At 71.8% G+C, this 15,615-nt stretch carries 13 protein-coding genes and 1 riboswitch; of the genes, 10 read left to right on the top strand and 3 right to left on the bottom strand.

What is annotated here, in order from left to right; translation table 11 throughout:
- Nucleotides 1–86: 86 nt before the first annotated feature.
- From EXE58_RS19370 to EXE58_RS01485, 6 genes are all read left to right on the top strand, one after another.
- A complete protein-coding gene (locus EXE58_RS19370) occupies nt 87–1,565 on the top strand; it encodes a prenyltransferase/squalene oxidase repeat-containing protein (protein WP_167288613.1) in 1,479 nt (492 codons plus the stop codon).
- Between the two features lie 132 nt (nt 1,566–1,697).
- Nucleotides 1,698–1,750: riboswitch (cobalamin riboswitch) on the top strand.
- A 112-nt stretch (nt 1,751–1,862) separates the two neighbouring features.
- Nucleotides 1,863–3,611 (top strand): hypothetical protein, encoded by a 1,749-nt coding sequence (locus tag EXE58_RS01505; protein WP_135266248.1) that lies wholly within the window; start codon nt 1,863–1,865, stop codon nt 3,609–3,611.
- Nucleotides 3,608–4,603, top strand: a complete 996-nt coding sequence (locus tag EXE58_RS01500; protein WP_135266247.1) for a hypothetical protein — start codon at nt 3,608–3,610, stop codon at nt 4,601–4,603. Before EXE58_RS01505 ends, EXE58_RS01500 begins: the two co-directional genes overlap by 4 nt.
- Nucleotides 4,600–5,691, top strand: coding sequence for an energy-coupling factor transporter transmembrane component T (locus tag EXE58_RS01495; RefSeq protein ID WP_135266246.1), 1,092 nt, complete (start codon nt 4,600–4,602; stop codon nt 5,689–5,691). Before EXE58_RS01500 ends, EXE58_RS01495 begins: the two co-directional genes overlap by 4 nt.
- Nucleotides 5,688–7,304, top strand: coding sequence for an ABC transporter ATP-binding protein (locus EXE58_RS01490; protein WP_135266245.1), 1,617 nt, complete (start codon nt 5,688–5,690; stop codon nt 7,302–7,304). Before EXE58_RS01495 ends, EXE58_RS01490 begins: the two co-directional genes overlap by 4 nt.
- Nucleotides 7,301–8,095: an ECF transporter S component gene (locus EXE58_RS01485; RefSeq protein ID WP_244242374.1), complete on the top strand. Its 795-nt coding sequence runs from the start codon at nt 7,301–7,303 to the stop codon at nt 8,093–8,095. Before EXE58_RS01490 ends, EXE58_RS01485 begins: the two co-directional genes overlap by 4 nt.
- Here the strand turns inward: EXE58_RS01485 and EXE58_RS01480 are convergent.
- From EXE58_RS01480 to EXE58_RS01470, 3 genes are read right to left on the bottom strand one after another with little or no spacing between them, the layout of a single operon-like run.
- A complete protein-coding gene (locus EXE58_RS01480) occupies nt 8,082–9,206 on the bottom strand; it encodes a PQQ-dependent sugar dehydrogenase (protein ID WP_208544095.1) in 1,125 nt (374 codons plus the stop codon). The two genes, EXE58_RS01485 and EXE58_RS01480, sit on opposite strands and share 14 nt — an antisense overlap.
- Nucleotides 9,207–9,223: 17 nt before the next feature.
- Entirely contained in the window at nt 9,224–10,096 is an 873-nt protein-coding gene (locus EXE58_RS01475) for an EamA family transporter (RefSeq protein WP_135266244.1), read from the bottom strand.
- Nucleotides 10,097–10,105: 9 nt separating this feature from the next.
- Nucleotides 10,106–10,681 carry a helix-turn-helix transcriptional regulator gene (locus EXE58_RS01470; protein ID WP_135266243.1) on the bottom strand — a complete coding sequence of 192 codons (576 nt, stop codon included), beginning with the start codon at nt 10,679–10,681 and terminating at the stop codon, nt 10,106–10,108.
- 158 nt (nt 10,682–10,839) lie between these two features.
- On the opposite strand from EXE58_RS01470, the gene EXE58_RS01465 reads away from it, so the two are divergent.
- From EXE58_RS01465 to ilvD, 4 genes are read left to right on the top strand one after another with little or no spacing between them, the layout of a single operon-like run.
- A complete protein-coding gene (locus tag EXE58_RS01465) occupies nt 10,840–11,823 on the top strand; it encodes an ATP-binding cassette domain-containing protein (RefSeq protein ID WP_135266242.1) in 984 nt (327 codons plus the stop codon).
- Nucleotides 11,820–12,659 (top strand): ABC transporter permease, encoded by an 840-nt coding sequence (locus tag EXE58_RS01460; RefSeq protein WP_135266241.1) that lies wholly within the window; start codon nt 11,820–11,822, stop codon nt 12,657–12,659. The genes EXE58_RS01465 and EXE58_RS01460 overlap by 4 nt, the downstream gene beginning before the upstream one ends.
- A 14-nt stretch (nt 12,660–12,673) precedes the next feature.
- The gene (locus tag EXE58_RS01455; protein WP_135266240.1) at nt 12,674–13,777 is read left to right on the top strand and encodes a WD40/YVTN/BNR-like repeat-containing protein; all 1,104 of its coding nucleotides are present in this window, start codon (nt 12,674–12,676) and stop codon (nt 13,775–13,777) included.
- A 60-nt stretch (nt 13,778–13,837) separates the two neighbouring features.
- A complete protein-coding gene (ilvD, locus tag EXE58_RS01450) occupies nt 13,838–15,523 on the top strand; it encodes a dihydroxy-acid dehydratase (RefSeq protein ID WP_135266239.1) in 1,686 nt (561 codons plus the stop codon).
- Nucleotides 15,524–15,615: the final 92 nt, after the last annotated feature.

Here is a 15,615-nt window from a genome sequence, read left to right as displayed (position 1 = left end):
GTCATCCACACACGTCGCAAGGACCGGTCACGGGGGCCAGCAGCAACCGAGTGAGCTCCCACCGTGTCGCGGCGGGAAGGAAATCAATGTCTCACTCCGTCCGAAGGGCCGGGCTGCTCCTAGCAGCCGGGCTCACCACGACCGCCATGACCGTGACGGCGTTCGCGCCCGCGGCCACCTCGGCGCCGGTCCCACGACCAGCGACCGACGACACGCCTGTCAACATCGCCGCGAAGTGGCTCACCGGAGAGCTCGACAACGGCCTCATGGTCGGGAAGTCCCCGGACTACGGCCTCACCCTCGACACCGGCTTCGCGCTGGACCACGCGGGAGAGACCCGTGCGCTCCTGGCGATCCGCAACGCGCTCGAGCCCAAGCTCGGGGAGTACATCGGGACCGGCAAGGAGGTCTACGCCGGCCCGACCGCCAAGGCAGCGGTCTTCGCCAGGATCGCGCGCGCCAACCCGACCTCCTACGGCGGCTTCAACCTGATCACGCGTCTGGAGGGACAGGTCCAGGACGCGCCGAAGACCACGCCACCACCCAGTCCGTCACCGTCCCCCTCGCCGACGGCGACCCCGACCGAGACGCCGACGGTGACTCCGACGACGACCCCGACGACGACTCCGACCGCGACGCCCACCCCCGAGACGTCGCTGGCCACCGGGCGACTGTTCGACACCTCCGAGCACGGCGACCATGCCAACGTCGTGGGGCAGGCCTACGCGGTGCGCGCCCTCTCGCTCGCCGGCTCGAGCGAGACCGACGAGGCCCTGGCGTTCCTGCTCCAGCAGCAGTGTGCGTCCGGAGGCTTCCGGCTCGGCTTCTCCAAGCCGGGAGACGCCGCGCAGGGCTGCGTGGAGGGTCCTGCCGGTGACGTGGCCGACCCCGACGCCACGGCCCTCGCCGTGATCAACCTGGTGGGGTCCCACGAGAAGGCCAAGCCGGTGCAGGACGCCCTGGCCCGTGCCCGCACCTGGCTCGCCGGCCAGCAGCGTGGCAACGGCGCCTTCCGCGGAGGTGAGGGCGCCCGGCGCGTCAACACCAACACCACGTCGCTGGCCGGTCACGCGCTCGGGCTGCTCGGCGACAGCAGTGCCGCGAGCAGGGCGGCCGTGTGGGTGCGCAAGCGCCAGCCGGTCGACAAGTACAAGTGCCGCAGCGCCGTGACCCGCGAGCTGGGCGCGGTGGCCTACCGACCGGCCGCGATGCGTGCGGCTCGCACCGACGGGATCACCGCCGAGGTGACCGACGAGTGGCGCCGGGCGACCGCGCAGGCCGTGGCCGTGCTGGAGTACGCCCCCAACAGCCCGCAGGCGCTGAACATCTCCAGCGGGCAGAAGCGGGCGCGCGGCGGCGAGCGGGTGCACTTCCGTGTCCACGGCATCGCACCGGGCGAGCGTGTCTGCATCCAGATCCAGCGCGAGTTCAAGCGGGCAACCGGCAAGCTCACCGGCGGGAAGGTCGTGCGGACGCTGCGCGTTCCGTTCACCAACCGCGGGCGCTTCGCGATCGTCAAGACCGCTGACGACCGCGACCGTTTCTGGATCCGCATCCGCAAGTGAGGGAAACCCCCGCGTGAGAGCGCAACGGCCCGGCGTCCTTCGGCGCCGGGCCGTTGCCGTCTCCGCTGACAGGTCGGAGTATCGTGACCTGGTCACCCCGTCCGGGGCGACGACAACTGCACGCCCGTCGTGGGGGAAGCCGGTCCGAATCCGGCGCTGACCCGCAACCGTAGGCACGGAGACCCGTGCGAGCCGGAACACCTGTGACGACGCGTACCGATACCCACGCTGTCGAGGAAACGGCGGGTTCGGGCCGGTGCGTCCGGTTCCACCCGCCCTAGCAGCGGGAAGGAACCCATGTCACACCGCACGAGCCGCGTCAGCGTCCTGGCCGGCATCGCCGCCCTCACTCTCACCACGCTGGTCGTCGCGACCGCTCCCGCACAGGCACACCCCGCGGGGGACCGCGCCGTCACCGCGGGGGCCACCTGGCTCGAGGCCCAGCTCACCGACGGCCTGGTCACCGGCCACTACCCCGATGAGAACGGCGACCCGGTGACCTACACCGATCACGGGCTCACCGCCGATGTCGCGTTCGCCCTGGACGAGGTGGGCGGGTACGACGCCGAGGTCGCTGCCATCGCAGATGCCGTCGCCCCCGAGGTGCAGGGCTGGTACGACTCCTACGGCACCATCTACACCGGCTCCGCCGCCAAGGCCACCGTTCTGGCTCAGGTCGCAGGCCAGGACCCCACCAGCTTCGGGGGCCAAGACCTCCAGGCGGTCGTGGAAGGCAACGTCGCGGCAAGTGCTCCCATCCTCGGGCGTGTCCAGAACGTCGGCGAGACCGATTGGCAGACCCAGGAGCCGGCGGACTCCCTCAACGTGATCTCCCAGGGATGGGCCGCTCGCGCCCTTGCCGGACAGGGGTCCGCACTCGCCGACGAGGTCGAGGCGTTCCTCCTCGACCAGCAGTGCGACGCCGGGTTCTTCCGCTACGGGCTCACCGAGGACAAGACGGCCCCCGAGCAGGGGTGCGTGGACGGCGTCGACACCGCGCACCTCGACACCACGGCGCTGACCGTGGTCAACCTCCTCGCCACCCCTTCGCGCTCGGCACGTGCCGACGCCGCGGTCCAGGACGCCGTCGCCTGGCTCGAGACACAGCAGGCCGCCGACGGGTCCTTCGACGTGGGCGGCACCGAGGGCGTCAACGCCAACACCACCGGCCTGGCTGCCTGGGCGCTCGCCGAGGCGGGAAGGACCGCGACTGCCGTCGAGGCGGCCTCATGGGTGCGTGGACTGCAGGTGGCCGACATCGCCCCGTGCTCGACGGTGCTGGCCGCCGAGAACGGCGCCGTCGCCTACGACGCCGAGGCGCTTGCTTCGTCCCGCACTGCCAAGAGCATCACCATGCTTCGGGACCAGTTCCGTCGGACGACCGCCCAAGCTCTTCCGGCGCTCGCCCTCGTGCCCGCCGGCAACGGGCCGCTCGGCGTCCAGGTCCCGGCCACAGCGCCCGAGAAGAGCGCGGTGAGCGTCACGGTCTCCGGCCTGGGCGCCGGCGAGCCGGGATGCGTGACCCTCGGCACCGCAGCCAAGCCCGTCCTTGGAACGGGTGGTGACGTCACGGTCGTCCTCGGCCTCTCGGCCGGTGCTGCCACGTACCCCGTGAAGGTGACCGCCGTCGACGGCTCGTCCGCCACAGCCACCGTGACCGCGACCGTCCTCCCCGCGCCGGCTCCCAGCGTCCAGCCCGTGCCGGCACCGTCGGTGGGCGACGTCGTGACCAAGCGACTCGTGAAGGTGCGGAAGAACCGCTTCGCCCTGAAGGTCGCGTGCGAGGCGACCGCGCCGTGCGAAGGCAGGATCCTGGTCCGGAGCAAGGGCAAGGTGGTCGCGAAGCCCGGTCAGCGGGCGCGGAGGATCGTGGTCGCCAAGAAGTCCTACGCCGTCGCTCCGGGACAGACCCGCAAGGTCGTGTTGCAGGTGCGCAAGCCGGCCCGACGAGTCCTGGCCGCCGGCAAGGTCAAGGTCCGAGCGGTCGCGGCCGCGCCGGGCGCTCGTCGTACGACCGAGACGTTCTGGCTGAAGAAGGCGCGATGAGAGTGCTCCGCGCGCTCGCCGCGACCGCGCTGGCAGCGGGAGGGGCCGTGATGGTCGCCCCGGCGCCGGCGGGAGCAGCCACCTGCTCCGGGGACGGCGTGAGCGTGGTCGTGGACTACCGCGAGCTGGGCGGCACCACGGTCACCGCGTGCGCCCCCGACGGGGCCGGCAAGAGCGCCGCAGCGATCTTCGCCGAGGCCGGCGTGCAGGTCTCCTACGCCTCGCGGCAGCCGGGGTTCGTCTGCAGGGTGAACGGAGTGCCCACCAGCGATCCGTGCGTCAACACCTCGCCCACGGATGCCTTCTGGGGCCTGTGGTGGTCCGACGGCGCCAGGCCGTGGACCTACTCCAGCAGCGGGGTCGGCAGCCTCACCGTGCCGGCCGGTGGCTCGATCGGCTGGTCCTGGCAGCAGGACCGGGAGGCCGGGGGCGCCGTGCCGCCCGGTGTGGCCGCTCCGACGGCCCCGACGTCGAGTCCCTCGCCTTCCGCGACGTCCACCACGTCGCCTGCGCCCGCACCCTCGCCCACGTCGACCTCGAGCAGCACCGCGTCACCGACCCGGTCGCCCGGGCCGACCTCGTCACCGACGCCGAAGGCCGGGGGCGGCACGAAGCCGGGCACCGGGCGCGGGGACCGTGGAGACGCGGCGACCGAGGAGGACGCGGCCGACGAGGCTGGTGCCGCGCCGGAGGAGGAGGCGAGCGCGACTCCCACCAGCGCTCCCAGCACGCGTGGTGCCGGTCGTGCCAAGAAGGAAGAGCGACGTGACTCCGGTGCCTCGGAGGCTGGTGCGAAGACTGCCGCCGAGCCGACGGCCAGTGCGGTGACCCCGAGCGGTGACGCGACCACCGAGCCGGCCGGCGCGGCCGGGACCGGCAGCGCCGACGAGCCGACCCGCATCCCGGCGGCGCTGACCTGGGGCGTCGTCGCACTGCTGGGCGCGGCCGCCCTGGGCAGTGCCGTGGTGAGCCGTCGACGTCGCGGCGCATGAGCCCGGCGATGCTGCCGCGTGACCTTCATCCCGTCGCCTGGTGGGCGTGGGCGCTGGGGCTCGCGACGGCAGCATCGTTGACGACCAACCCGTTGCTCCTGCTCGTCATCATCGGCACCACGACGGTCGTGGTGCTGCTGCGACGCTCGGGTCATCCGTTCGGTCGCTCCTTCCGCCTCTACGCCATGCTGGCGGCGCTGACCGTGGTCATGCGCGTGGTCTTCCGGATCCTCTTCGGGGGACAGGAGATCGGCCGGGTCGTCCTCGACCTTCCCGAGATCCCGCTGCCTGACTGGGCGGCCGGGGTCAGGCTGCTCGGCCCGGTCACCGCCGAGGCACTGCTCGCGGGGACCTACGACGGTCTCCGCCTCGGCACGGTGATCCTGTGCGTGGGTGCCGCGAACTCACTGGCCAACCCGAAGCGCCTGCTGGCCAGCGTGCCGCCGGCGCTCTACGAGATCGGCACCGCGCTCGTCGTCGCCGTCACGATCTTCCCGCAGCTGGCCGAAAGCGCCCGGCGGGTGCACGCCGCCCAGGCGCTGCGAGGCGGTGCGGAGGGCCGTGTCGGGCGGGTGCGCCGCTTCCTGGTGCCGGTGCTCGAGGACGCGCTCGAACGCTCCCTCGCGCTGGCCGCGGGGATGGACACCCGGGGATACGGCCGCTCGGGACACGCCTCCCGCTCCGAGCGTCGTACGACGGGCGCGTTGCTGCTCGCGGCCCTCGTCGGGATCTGCGTCGGTGTCTACGCCTGGCTCGACCCGACCGCGCCGCGCGTCCTGGCGCTGCCGATGCTGGGCGCGGGTGTCGTCGTGGCCGTGGCGGGGATGGTCAGCGCAGGCCGGCGTGTCGAGCGCACCCGCTACCGGCCGGACCCGTGGCTCGCCCCGGAGGTCGCCACCGTCGCGACGGGCGTCGGCGTGGCGGCGGCCGGGTGGTGGCTCAGTCGGAGCCAGGTGGCGGTCGCCTACCCGGCCCTCGACGCGATGCCCTTCCTCACGCCACTGGCCCTGGCGGTCGCACTCCTCGGACTGGTCCCGGTCGTCGTCACGCCCGTGCCTGCCAGTGCCCTGAAGGAGGTCAGGGCGTGATCAGCCTGCGGGACCTGACGTTCTCCTACGACGAGCGCACCGTCCTCGACCACGTCGACCTCGACCTCGAGGAGGGCGAGCTCGTCCTGGTCGCCGGCCGGACCGGCGTCGGGAAGTCCACCCTGCTCGGGGTCCTCACCGGGCTGGTGCCGCGCTTCACCGGCGGAGTGCTGTCGGGTGACGTCCTGCTCGACGGCCGCAGCATCGTCCACCAGCCGCCTCGCGAGCGTGCCCACCTGGTCGGCTACGTCGGGCAGGACCCGCTCGCGGGGTTCGTCACCGACACCGTCGAGGAGGAGCTCGCCTACGGCATGGAGCAGCTGGGGATCGCGCCCGAGACGATGCGCCGCCGGGTCGAGGAGACGCTCGACCTCCTCGGCATCGCCGAGCTGCGTGGGCGTGCCCTGCGCACCCTCTCCGGGGGCCAGCAGCAACGGGTCGCGATCGGCTCGGTGCTGACCGCGCACCCGCGGGTCCTCGTGCTGGACGAGCCCACCTCGGCCCTGGACCCCAACGCCGCCGAGGACGTCCTGGCCACGATCACCCGGCTGGTCCACGACCTGGGCCTCACCGTCGTGCTCGCCGAGCACCGCCTCGAGAGGGTCGTCCCCTTCGCCGACCGGATCTGCCTGCTCACCGGTGACGGCCGCCTGCGCGCCGGCGAGCCTCGGACGATGTTGCTCGACTCGCCGGTGGCGCCGCCGATCGTCGAGCTGGGCCGGGCGGTGGGCTGGTCACCCCTCCCGCTGACCGTGCGTGACGCCAGGCGCCTGGCCCGCTCGCTGGATCTCCGCCCGGCGCCGGAGCCCGCGCCGGCCCTGCTCGCGTCGCCCCTCCTGGATGCCCGAGGCGTCACCGTCACCCACGGCAACCGAGCGGTCGTGCGAGACGTCGACCTGACCCTTTCCGCAGGACGCGTCTGCGTGCTGATGGGACGCAACGGCTCGGGCAAGTCGAGCCTGATCTGGGCGCTGCAGGGCAGTGGCGCCCGCCGGTCGGGCACTGTGGCCGTGGAGGGTGACGACCCGGCCGACCTGGCTCCTGCCGAGCGCCGCAGGCGCGTGGGGCTCGTGCCCCAGACCGCCGCCGACCTCCTCTACCTCGAGTCCGTCGACGACGAGTGCGCCGCCTCCGACCGGTCGGCCCGGGCCGAGCCGGGTGCGTGCCGCAGTCTTCTCGACCGGCTCGCGCCGGGCGTCGCGGGGGCAACGCACCCGAGGGACCTCTCCGAGGGGCAGCGACTCGCGCTCGCCCTGGCGATCGTGCTCGTCGCACGCCCGCGGGTGCTCCTGCTCGACGAGCCGACCCGCGGACTCGACTACGCAGGCAAGGCCGAGCTCGCCCGCATCGTCGGCGACCTGGCAGCCGACGGTCACGCGGTCCTCCTGGCGACCCACGACGTCGAGTTCGCCGCTCACGTGGCCGACGAGGTCGTCGTACTGGCCGAGGGGGAGGTCATCTCGCAGGGCCCCACCCGACGGGTGCTCGCCGAGTCGCCGTCCTTCGCACCACAGGTGACCAAGGTGCTGGGTCCGCCGTGGCTGACGGTGGACGAGGTGACACGCGCCATGGCAGCCGCCCGTGTCACGGCCCCGGACGGAGACGGGACGTGAGCTCCCCGGTCGCGCTCCCGATCGGCCTGCGCACGGCCGCGGTCCTCGCCGTGGCGTCGGCAGCGGGGCTGATGATGCTCTGCTGGCCGCTGCTGCTCCATGCCGAGCCGGGCTCGCGGGTCGAGCCGCCGTTCCTCTTCCTGGTCCTGCTGCCGATCGTGGTGGTCGTGGTCCTGGCAGACCTCGCCGAGGGAGGCATGGACGCGCGCGTCCTCGCCGTCCTGGGGGTGCTCTCGGCGGTCAATGCCGTCCTGCGCGGGCTGGGCGCGGGGACCGCGGGCATGGAGCTGATCTTCTTCCTGCTGGTGCTCGGTGGCCGGGTCTTCGGGGCCGCCTTCGGTTTCGCCCTCGGGTGCACCTCCATGTTCGCCTCGGCGCTTCTGACGGCGGGGGTCGGCCCGTGGCTGCCCTTCCAGATGATCTGTGCGGCCTGGGTCGGGATGGGTGCCGGCTTCCTCCCGCGACGGGTGACCGGTCGGTGGGAGATCGCGCTCCTCGTGGTCTACGCCTGCGTGGCATCGTACGCCTACGGGATGCTGATGAACCTGAGCTTCTGGCCGTTCAGCCTGGGTGTCGCGGTCCCGGGCCACGAGGGCTCGCTGGCCTACGTCGCGGGGGCGCCGGTGCTGGAGAACGCCCACCGCTTCCTCGTCTACACCCTGCTGACCTCGACGGGCGGATGGGACACCGGGCGTGCGATCACCACGGCGATAGCCATCGTGGTGCTGGGACCCGCGATCCTGACCACGTTGCGCAGGGCCGCCCGGCGGGCCGTGGTCACTGCACCGTGACCCGGAGGATCCGGTCGTCGCCGGGTCGCGGGTCGCCACGGCCGTCCTGGTTCGAGGTGGCCACCCACAGGCTGCCGTCGGGAGCGGCGACCACGGGGCGTAGGCGGCCGTACTCACCGGAGAAGAAGGACGTCGGGTCGCGCGCCTCCTTGCCGGTGACGTCGATGCGCCACAGGCGCTCACCCCGCAGACCAGCCATGTAGAGGTGGCCGTCCAGGTGGGCCAGGCCGCTCGGCGACGCCTCCTCGACGGGCCACACCAGGTGGGGGTCGGTGAACTCCGGGGCGCCGCCCGCGCCCTCGACCCGGGGCCAGCCGTAGTTGTTGCCCTTCTCGACCAGGTTGAGCTCGTCGCGAGTCTGCGCACCGAACTCCGAGGCCCACATGCGGCCCCGGTCGTCCCAGGCGAGGCCCTGGACGTTGCGGTGCCCGCTCGTCCAGACGGGGGAGCCCGGGTCGGGATTGCCCGGAGCCGGTCTGCCGTCGGTGGTGATGCGGAGGATCTTGCCGCCCAGGCTCTCGGGGTCCTGGGCGATGTCGGGGTTGCCGGCCTCCCCGGTGGAGACGTAGAGGTAGCCGTCGGGGCCGAAGGCGAGCCGACCACCGTCGTGGGTGACGCCCTGCGGGATCCCGTCGAGGATCACCTCGGCCGGACCCAGGCCGCCACCCGCGAAGCGGGTACGCAGGACCCGGTTGTCATCCTCTGTGGTGACGTAGAGGAAGACGTCGCGGTCGGGGCCCACCGCGAGGCCCAGCAGGCCGCCCTCGCCGTCCGGCGCGGCCTCGTCGATCAGGCCCACCTGCGAGACCTGCCCGTCGGTGCTGATGGCCAGCACCCGCCGGGTGTCGCGCTCGGTCACGAGAGCCGTGCCGTCGTCGAGGAAGTCGATGCCCCACGGGACCGACAGCCCCTCGGCGACGGTGCCCTGGACCCGCGGCCGGCCGGCTGCGTCCGAGGAGCCGGTGGGGGCGCTCGGCGTCGGGTCGTCGGCCGACGTGGTCGGCTGGGTGACGCGCGGGATCTCCGGCTCCGGCTCGTCGCTCCCGCAGGCGGCCAGGGCCATCGTGGCGAGCAGGGTGACGGCGAGGGGTGCGCGCGGACGGGTGCTCATGGCGTCGATTGTGCCCCTCAGTCGGGTGCGGGCTCGGTGTGCAGCGGCGCCGAGGACCGTGTGGCACCGATGCTGGCGGCGACCACGCAGGCGACGGCGACCCACTGCACGGGGGCGAGGAGCTCGCCGAGCACGACGATCGCGGCCAGTGCCGCGGCGGCAGGTTCGAGGCTCATCAGGACGCCGAACAGTGCTGGCCGGATCGTCCGCAGGGCGACGAGCTCGCAGCAGTAGGGCACGACCGAGCTCAGCAGCCCGACCAGCGCGCCGATCGCCAGCACGCGCGGCTCCAGGAGCGTCGTACCGCCGGACAGGATCGCCGGCAAGGTGATGAGCGCGGCCGCGACGATGCTGGCGACGGTGAGTCCGTCGAAGCCCGGCCAGCGGCGCCCGGTGCTCGCGCTGAGCAGGATGTACGACGCCCAGCAGCCGCCGGCCAGCAGCGCGAACGCGACGCCCAGCGGGTCGAGGTCGGACCGCTCGAAGCCGAGCAGCAGCACGCCGGCAGCGGCGAGCCCTACCCACGCGAAGTCGCGTCGTCGCCGGGAGCCGAGGAGTGCCAGGGCGAGCGGACCCACGAACTCCAGGGTGACCGCGATGCCCAGCGGGATGCGTGCGAACGACTGGTAGATCGCCCAGTTCATCCCGCCGAGGCTGAGCCCGAAGCCGAGGACGACGAGCCAGTCAGACCGGCTCCTGCCCACGAGCCGTGGTCGCGCGATCAGGGCCAGCACGACGGCGCTGAAGAAGAGCCGCAGCCACACCAGCGCGGTGGGGGAGATGCTTCCGAAGAGGTCCTTGGCGATCGCGGCCCCGACCTGGACGGACACGATGCCGACGAGGACCAGCCCGACGGGTCCCAGCCGGAGCGTGGGCAGGGGACGGGGCACCGACCCAATCTAGGGCTCGTCGCTCCGGTCAGGATGCTCGGCCAGCCGCTCGAGGGCCTTGCGCGTGTGCCGGGCCTCCGCGACGAAGTAGTCCAGGCCCCAGTCGGCGACGACGGAGGGGTAGTAGAAGGCCTGGCCGGGCTCGTCCGCGGAACGCAGCGACTCGCGGACACCCGTGAGGTCGTCGAGGGCCGCGTCCAGCTCGTCGAGGTAGGCGCGCAGCATGCGACGCACGGTCTCGGGGTCGCTGGCGCGTGACATCAGCAGCCGCAGGAGGACCGTGTGCTTGAGCACGGGGAACCCTGCGGGGGTCTCGGTCATCCAGGCGCGCAGGGTCTGCTCGCCCGCGGGGGACAGGGCGTAGGTAGTCACCTCCCGGCCACCGTCGGCGCGGGTCCGGGCCTCGACCAGGCCGAGGTCGGTGAGCCGCGCCAGCTCCTTGTAGACCTGGCTCATCGCCGGTGCCACCCAGTAGAAGCGCAGCGTCGCGTCGGCACGCTGCTTGACCTCGTAGCCCGTCAGCTCGTCACCGAACGTGAGCAGGCCGAGGATGGCGTAGGTGGTCTGCGGCAGGTCTTGACTCATGGTGCCTGCAGAGTACTATTCCTAAGTGGAATAGTCACTCGGCCGTATTTCGCGCGACATGCACGCGACGCTCGGGCACCATCGACAGCAGAGCCGGTGGCATTCCGGCGAGGCCCAGACAGGGCTGTCGCACGATCACAAGGGGGAACGGACGACTGATGGAACACGATCTGGCGATCGAAGCTGACCAGCTGGTCAAGCGTTTCGGGGACACACTGGCGGTCGACGGCGTGAGCTTCGCCGTGCCGCGTGGCTCCGTGCTGGGACTCCTCGGGCCCAACGGGGCCGGCAAGACCACGACGGTGCGGATGATGACCACGCTCACCGAGCCCACGAGCGGGACGGCGCGCGTCGCGGGCCACGACGTGCTGCGCGAGGCCGCGGCCGTGCGCAGGTCGATGGGGCTCACCGGTCAGTCGGCGACCGTCGACGAGCTGCTGACGGGCCGCGAGAACCTCTGGCTGATCGGCAGCCTCTACGGCCTCGACCGGGCGACGATCAAGCGCGTCAGCGACCAGCTGCTGGAGCGGTTCTCCCTGACGGACGCCGGCGGACGGGTCGTGAAGACCTACTCCGGGGGGATGCGGCGCAGGCTCGACCTGGCGGTCAGCCTGGTGGCCACCCCGCCGGTGCTCTTCCTCGACGAGCCGACGACCGGGCTGGATCCCCGTAGCCGGGTGGAGCTGTGGGACGTCCTGCGCGACCTCGTGCGCGAGGGCACGACGTTGCTGCTCACCACCCAGTACCTCGAGGAGGCCGACCAGCTCGCCGACGACATCGTCGTCATCGACAAGGGCACGGTCATCGCGCACGGGACGCCCCTGCAGCTCAAGGACGCCTCCGGCAAGGCCTCCCTGGTCGTCACCGTCTCGCGTGCCGGCGACGTGGCGACAGCAGCCGAGCGCGTGCGTGCCGCCGGGCTCGAGGTCCATGTCGAGGAGGCGGCCAGGCGCATCACCGCTCCTGCCGACGGCCTGTCCGACGTCACCCGCATCGCGGCCCTCTTCGACGGCAGCGGAATCGACCTCGACGACCTCGGCCTCCAGCGCCCCAGCCTCGACGACGTGTTCCTGCACCTTACGGGGCACCGCGCCGAGCAGACCGCTGACACCGACCAGGAGACCGTGGAGGTCGACGCATGAGCCACACTCCCTACGGCGCCCTCGAGCGACCCGAGATCCGCCACACCTCGCTGTGGCACCAGTCGGTCACGATCTTCCGGCGCAACCTCATCCACATCAAGCGGATGCCCGAGATGCTGCTCGACGTCACCATCCAGCCGGTGATGTTCGTGCTGCTGTTCGCCTACGTCTTCGGGGGTGCCATCGCCGTGGCCGCCCCGGCTGGCTACCGCGAGTGGCTGCTGGGCGGGATCATGGGACAGACGATCGCGTTCGCCTCCTTCATCGTCGCGGTCGGTCTCACCGCCGACATCGACAAGGGCATCGTCGACCGCTTCCGATCGCTCCCGATCAACCCTGCCGCGATCCTCGTCGGTCGCAGCATGTCGAGCCTGACCCACTCGTTCATCGGCATCATCGTGATGTCGCTGACCGGGCTGGTCGTCGGGTGGCGCATCCGGGGCTCCGTCCTCGATGCCCTCGCCGCCTACGGCCTGCTGCTCATGTGGGGCTTCGCCATGATCTGGGTCGGCATCCTGGTGGGTTCGGCGATGCGTTCGGTCGAGGCCGTCAACGGCGTCATGTTCACCACGATGTTCCCGCTGACGTTCCTCTCCAACGCCTTCGCGCCGTCGGAGAAGATGGGGACGATCCTCCGGGCGATCGCTGAGTGGAATCCCATCTCGTCGCTCGTGCAGGCGGTGCGAGAGCTCTGGGGCAACACCGGCCCGGCGCCGGCTGATGCTCACCTGCCGATGCAGCACCCGGTGCTCTTCACGGTGCTCTGGACGTTGTTGATCACCGCGGTCATCGCGCCGTTGGCGCTGCGGGTCTTCAAGAAGCGCACGCTCGACTAGTTCGGAGGCAGGCAATGACGCACACGCTGTTGATGGTGGGCACCCGCAAGGGTCTGTGGCTCGCCACCTCGGACGAAGCTCGCCGCGAGTGGTCGTGGACCGGCCCCCACTTCCCCATGGAGGAGGTCTACTCCGTCATGGTGGACAAGCGCGGCAGCCAGCCGCGCCTGCTGGTCGGGTCCTCCTCGAGCTGGCTGGGCCCGCAGGTGTGGCGCTCCGACGACCTCGGGGCCTCCTGGCAGGAGACCCCCAACGGCGCCATCCGTTTCCCCGAGGACACCGGCGCCACGCTCGCCCGCGTGTGGCAGCTCCAGCCGGGCCTCGCGCCCGAGGGCGGCGACGGCGTGGTGTGGGCCGGCACCGAGCCGGGCGCGGTCTTCCGCTCCACGGATCGGGGCGAGAACTTCGAGCTGGTCAGGGGGCTGTGGGACCACCCGCACCGACCCGAGTGGAACGAGGGCTTCGGCGGGCAGGCGTTCCACACCATCCTCCCGCACCCGACCGAGCCGGCGCGTGTCCTGGCCGCCCTGTCCACCGGGGGCGTCTACACCTCGGCCGACGGGGGAGAGTCCTGGGCGCCCTCCAACCAGGGCATCAAGGCGGAGTTCTTCCCCGGCGAGCGCAACTACCCCGAGTTCGGGCAGTGCGTCCACAAGGTCGCGCGGGATGCCGTCGACCCCGGGCGCCTCTACCTGCAGAACCACGGCGGGGTCTACCGCTCCGACGACGGCGGCGAGTCGTGGACCGACATCGCGCCGGGGCTGCCGAGCGAATTCGGCTTCGCCATGGTGGCCCATCCGCGCCGGGCCGACACCGCCTTCAACTTCCCGATCGCGGCGGCCGAGGGGCGCTGGCCAGTCGACGGCAAGGCGAGGGTCTACCGCACCGCCGACGCCGGCTCGAGCTGGGAGCCGCTGGGCGAGGGTGCCCTGCCCGACCACTACTACGCAGCAGTAATGCGCGACGCCATGTGCGCCGACGACCACGCTGAGGTGGGTCTCTACTTCGGTGGGCGCAGCGGCGGGGTGTGGTGCTCACCGGACGAGGGTGCGACCTGGGCGGAGATCCACAAGGACCTCCCTGACGTCCTCGTCGTCCGTGCTGCTGCGCTCGACTGACGGGCACCGGACGCCTGAGACGAGCAACGACCGGTGCAGGCCGGCGACTAGCCTGAGGCCATGACCGACGCAGGCCGCCAGCCCGACATGAAGCCACGCTCCCGCGACGTCACGGACGGCCTGGAGAGGGCCGCGGCCCGCGGCATGCTGCGCGCGGTCGGGATGGGCGACGACGACTGGGCCAAGCCCCAGATCGGTGTCGCGTCCAGCTGGAACGAGATCACGCCCTGCAACCTCTCCCTGGACAGGCTCGCCAAGGCGGTGAAGAACGGCGTGCACGCCGCCGGTGGCTATCCGCTCGAGTTCGGGACGATCTCCGTCTCCGACGGCATCTCGATGGGTCACGAGGGGATGCACTTCTCCCTCGTGAGCCGCGAGGTCATCGCCGACTCGGTCGAGACCGTGATGATGGCCGAGCGCCTCGACGGCTCGGTCCTCCTGGCGGGCTGCGACAAGTCGCTGCCGGGAATGCTGATGGCCGCCGCCCGCCTCGACCTGGCGAGCGTGTTCCTCTACGCCGGCTCCACCATGCCGGGCCAGGTCGACGGCAACGACGTCACGATCATCGACGCCTTCGAGGCTGTCGGCGCGTGCCTCGCGGGAAAGATCACGCGCGAGGAGGTCGACCGGATCGAGCGCAACATCTGCCCCGGTGAGGGCGCGTGCGGCGGCATGTACACCGCCAACACGATGGCGAGCGTCGCCGAGGCCCTTGGCATGTCCCTCCCCGGCTCCGCGGCCCCGCCGGCCGTCGACCGCCGCCGCGACGGGTTCGCGCACCGCTCGGGCGAGGCGGTCGTCGAGATGCTGCGCCAGGGCATCACCGCCCGTCAGGTGATGACCAGGCCGGCCTTCGAGAACGCCATCGCCGTGGTCATGGCCCTGGGTGGCTCGACCAACGCCGTGCTCCACCTGCTCGCCATCGCGCGCGAGGCCGAGGTCGACCTGACCCTCGACGACTTCAACCGGATCGGCTCGAAGGTCCCCCACATCGGAGACCTCAAGCCCTTCGGACGCTTCGTCATGAACGACGTCGACAAGATCGGCGGGATCCCGGTCGTCATGAAGGCCCTGCTCGACGCGGGTCTCATGCACGGCGACACCCTCACCGTGACCGGTCGCACCATGGCCGAGAACCTCGAGGCGCTGGCACCCCAAGGTCTCGACGGCGAGGTGCTGCGCTCGTTCGAGGCGCCGATCCACGCGTCCGGTGGCATCACGATCCTCAAGGGCTCGCTCGCGCCGGAGGGGGCCGTGGTCAAGAGCGCGGGCTTCGACGACACCACGTTCCGGGGCACCGCTCGGGTCTTCGACGGGGAGCGGGCTGCCATGGACGCCCTCGAGGAGGGCCGCATCGTGGCCGGCGACGTGGTCGTCATCCGTTACGAGGGGCCCAAGGGCGGCCCGGGCATGCGCGAGATGCTCGCGATCACCGGTGCCATCAAGGGCGCTGGTCTCGGCAAGGACGTCCTGCTCATCACCGACGGCAGGTTCTCGGGAGGCACCACCGGCCTCTGCGTCGGTCACATCGCCCCTGAGGCCGTCGACGGAGGGCCGATCGCGTTCGTGCGCGACGGCGACCCGATCACCCTCGACGTCGCCGGCTGCACCCTCGAGGTCGAGATCTCCGACCTCGAGACCCGCAAGGTCGGCTGGTCGCCCAACCCGCCGAAGTACACCCGCGGCGTGCTCGGCAAGTACGCCAAGGTGGTGCAGTCGGCCGCCCACGGCGCGGTCTGCGGCTGAGACCTGACCTAGAGCGCAACTCCATGTGTAACTGATTGTTCACTTGTGGGTCGAGGTCCGCTAGCGTGTGGTGACCGTCACACCTCTCGGAG

The sequence above is a fragment of the Nocardioides seonyuensis genome, from assembly GCF_004683965.1.
Lineage (GTDB): Bacteria > Actinomycetota > Actinomycetes > Propionibacteriales > Nocardioidaceae > Nocardioides > Nocardioides seonyuensis.
The sequence above is the reverse complement of the archived record's forward strand: the minus strand, read 5'-3'. Positions and strand labels throughout refer to the sequence as shown.

Coding starts and splice junctions, on each gene's coding strand:
- EXE58_RS01500 (WP_135266247.1), top strand. CDS start 3,608: ATGAGAGTGCTCCGCGCGCTCGCCGCGACCGCGCTGGCAGCGGGAGGG.
- EXE58_RS01505 (WP_135266248.1), top strand. CDS start 1,863: ATGTCACACCGCACGAGCCGCGTCAGCGTCCTGGCCGGCATCGCCGCC.
- EXE58_RS01455 (WP_135266240.1), top strand. CDS start 12,674: ATGACGCACACGCTGTTGATGGTGGGCACCCGCAAGGGTCTGTGGCTC.
- EXE58_RS01495 (WP_135266246.1), top strand. CDS start 4,600: ATGAGCCCGGCGATGCTGCCGCGTGACCTTCATCCCGTCGCCTGGTGG.
- EXE58_RS01480 (WP_208544095.1), bottom strand. CDS start 9,206: ATGAGCACCCGTCCGCGCGCACCCCTCGCCGTCACCCTGCTCGCCACG.
- EXE58_RS19370 (WP_167288613.1), top strand. CDS start 87: ATGTCTCACTCCGTCCGAAGGGCCGGGCTGCTCCTAGCAGCCGGGCTC.
- EXE58_RS01470 (WP_135266243.1), bottom strand. CDS start 10,681: ATGAGTCAAGACCTGCCGCAGACCACCTACGCCATCCTCGGCCTGCTC.
- EXE58_RS01465 (WP_135266242.1), top strand. CDS start 10,840: ATGGAACACGATCTGGCGATCGAAGCTGACCAGCTGGTCAAGCGTTTC.
- EXE58_RS01460 (WP_135266241.1), top strand. CDS start 11,820: ATGAGCCACACTCCCTACGGCGCCCTCGAGCGACCCGAGATCCGCCAC.
- ilvD (WP_135266239.1), top strand. CDS start 13,838: ATGACCGACGCAGGCCGCCAGCCCGACATGAAGCCACGCTCCCGCGAC.